General features: G+C 73.2%; 3 protein-coding genes. All 3 read left to right on the top strand.

The features are described from left to right. Window positions 1-709 (top strand): uroporphyrinogen-III synthase (locus BRAO375_RS19140; RefSeq protein WP_035641178.1); only part of this gene is annotated, 709 nt, incomplete at its 5' end. Between the two features lie 50 nt (window positions 710-759). Beyond that, window positions 760-2,079, top strand: a complete 1,320-nt coding sequence (locus BRAO375_RS19135) for a COG4223 family protein (protein WP_035641175.1) — start codon at window positions 760-762, stop codon at window positions 2,077-2,079. A 7-nt stretch (window positions 2,080-2,086) separates the two neighbouring features. Beyond that, a partial coding sequence (locus tag BRAO375_RS19130) for a heme biosynthesis HemY N-terminal domain-containing protein (RefSeq protein WP_035641172.1) occupies window positions 2,087-2,318 on the top strand: 232 nt, incomplete at its 3' end.

Genomic DNA, 2,318 nt, shown 5'->3' with positions numbered 1-2,318 from the left:
TCCCGCCCCCGACAATGAACGCACCGCCGCAGCTTTGCGCGCGCACGGCTTCGACGTGCTGCTGGCGCCGATGCTGCGCTTCGAGCCGGTGGCGCTGCCGGCGGACGCAGGGCGTGGCGCTGCGGGCGTCATCGTCACATCGTCGAACGCGCTGCGCGCGGCGGCGCCGCAGCTCGGAGGCTCCGCCCTGCTCGGCCTGCCGCTGTTCGCGGTCGGCGACCAGACCGCCGCGGCGGCGCGCGAGGCCGGTTTCACAAACGTGATCTCGGCGGCCGGCGATGCGGCGGCGCTCCGCGAGACGATCGCGACCAGCGGCGTGATCGGCCCCGGGTCCACCCTTCTCTATCTCGCCGGTGCCGACATCTCGCGCGATCTCGCCGCCGAGCTGGCCGCGCGCGGCTTCGAGGTGATCACCCAGACGGTCTACCGGATGGCGCAGGTCGCGAGCCTGCCGCGCGAGGTCTGCGAGGCGTTCGCGGCGAATGCGGTGCAGGCGGTGTTGCATTATTCGCGCCGAAGTGCCGCGGCGTTCGTGGCCGCCATCCGGGCCGAGGGCGTCGAGATCTCGGCGCTCGCCGTGCCGCATGGCTGCCTGTCCGCCAATGTCGCCGAGGTGCTGCGCGAGGCCGGGGCGACCCAGGTCACAATCCCAGCGCATCCGGATGAAAACGAGATGCTGAAAGGCCTGACCCGTGCGCTCCGGTCGTGAATGGCGTAAGAGGGCCTGCTCACTCTTGCCTCAGCCAGGGAACCTCCACCATGGTCGATGAACCCGACACCGCTGCACCGGCCTCCGATACCGGGCGGCCGAAACGGCCCCCGCCGACCATCGATCTGGAGCCGACCTCGCGCGAGGAACGTCCCGCCGCCAGCGAGAGCGGGGCCGAACGGTCCACGGTGTCGCCGTGGTCGGCCCCGGCCGAGGCGATGGCAGAGGGCTCCTCGGGCGCGGGAGGCGAATCGCATCCGCATGGCGCTCCGGAGGCCGAGCCGACCGTCGCCACCGCCGAGGCCGCTCAGGAGACGCCAGAAGAAGCCGATGCCGCTGCCGAGCCGCCGCGCGAGCTTCCGCCGCCGCCGCCGTCCCGCCCGGTGTCGCCATGGATCATCGCGCCGTTCTCCGGCGCCGCCGCGGCGGCGCTGGTGATCGGTGTCGGCTGGATGCTGGGCTGGCCGCCGGTGCAGCCGCCATCGCCGACCACCCCGCTGTCGACCGCGGTCGACGAGCTGAGCTCGCGCGTCGCCACGCTGGAGCAGCGCACCGGCAAGCCGGATACCGCCGTCACCGGCCACATCGACGCGGTCGACAAGGCGATCGCGGCCGTGCGCAGCGACGTCGCCGCGTTGCGCAGCCAGAACGACAAGACCGTGGCCGCGCTGAACGACGTCAAGGCGCAGCCGCGCGACAGCGCGGCTTCCCCGCCCGCGCCGGCTCCGGTCGACCTGTCCGGCCTGACCGCGCGCATCGATGCGCTGGAGCGCGCCAGCAAGACCCAGAGCGCGGCGCTGGCGCAGGACCGCGCCAAGCTCTCCGAGGCTGCCCAGGCCAAGCCGGCCGACGACGCGCCCTTGCGCCGGGTGGTCGCCGCGACCCTGCTCGACGTCGCCGTCCGCCATGGCGATCCCTACGCCGCGGCGCTGTCGACGGCCAAATCGCTGGCGCCGGATGGAGCCGCGCTGAAGCCGCTCGACACCTTCGCCGCCAGCGGCGTGCCGAGCCCGGCCGCGCTCAGCCGCGAGCTCTTGACCATCGTGCCGAAGCTGACGCCGCCGGCGCCCGAGGGCACCACCGGGACCTCGATCCTCAGCAAGCTGTCGGCCGGCGCGCAGAACCTCGTCAAGGTCGAGCGCACGGATGGTGCCGGCACCGATCGCGGCGCCGTGGTGGCGCGGATCACGGCCGCGGCCCTGCGCAACGACCTCGCCGAGGCGCGGCGCGAGCTGAAGAACCTGTCGGCCGAGGATCGCGCCCCCGCCAGCGACTGGCTCGCCAAGGCCGACGCCCGCGACGCCGCGCTGTCGACGGCCCGCAAATTCGCCGACGACTCGATGACCGCGCTCGCCAAACCCGCGCAATAGGACGCTCATGTTCCGGATCGTTGTTTTTCTCATCCTGGTCGGGCTCGCCGCGGCCGGCTCCGCCTGGGTCGCCGAGCAGACCGGCGACGTGGTGCTGAACTGGGGTCCCTGGCGGATCGCGATGACGCTGCCGGTGTTCGTGCTGGCGCTGGGCCTGACCATCGCCGCCTGCGTGCTGGTGTGGAACCTGATCAGCGCGCTGCTGCGGGCGCCGAACCGCATCCGCAAGGCCCACCGCG

This window comes from Bradyrhizobium sp. ORS 375 (assembly GCF_000239775.1).
Classification (GTDB): Bacteria; Pseudomonadota; Alphaproteobacteria; order Rhizobiales; family Xanthobacteraceae; genus Bradyrhizobium.
This window is presented reverse-complemented; position numbering and strand designations above follow the sequence as displayed.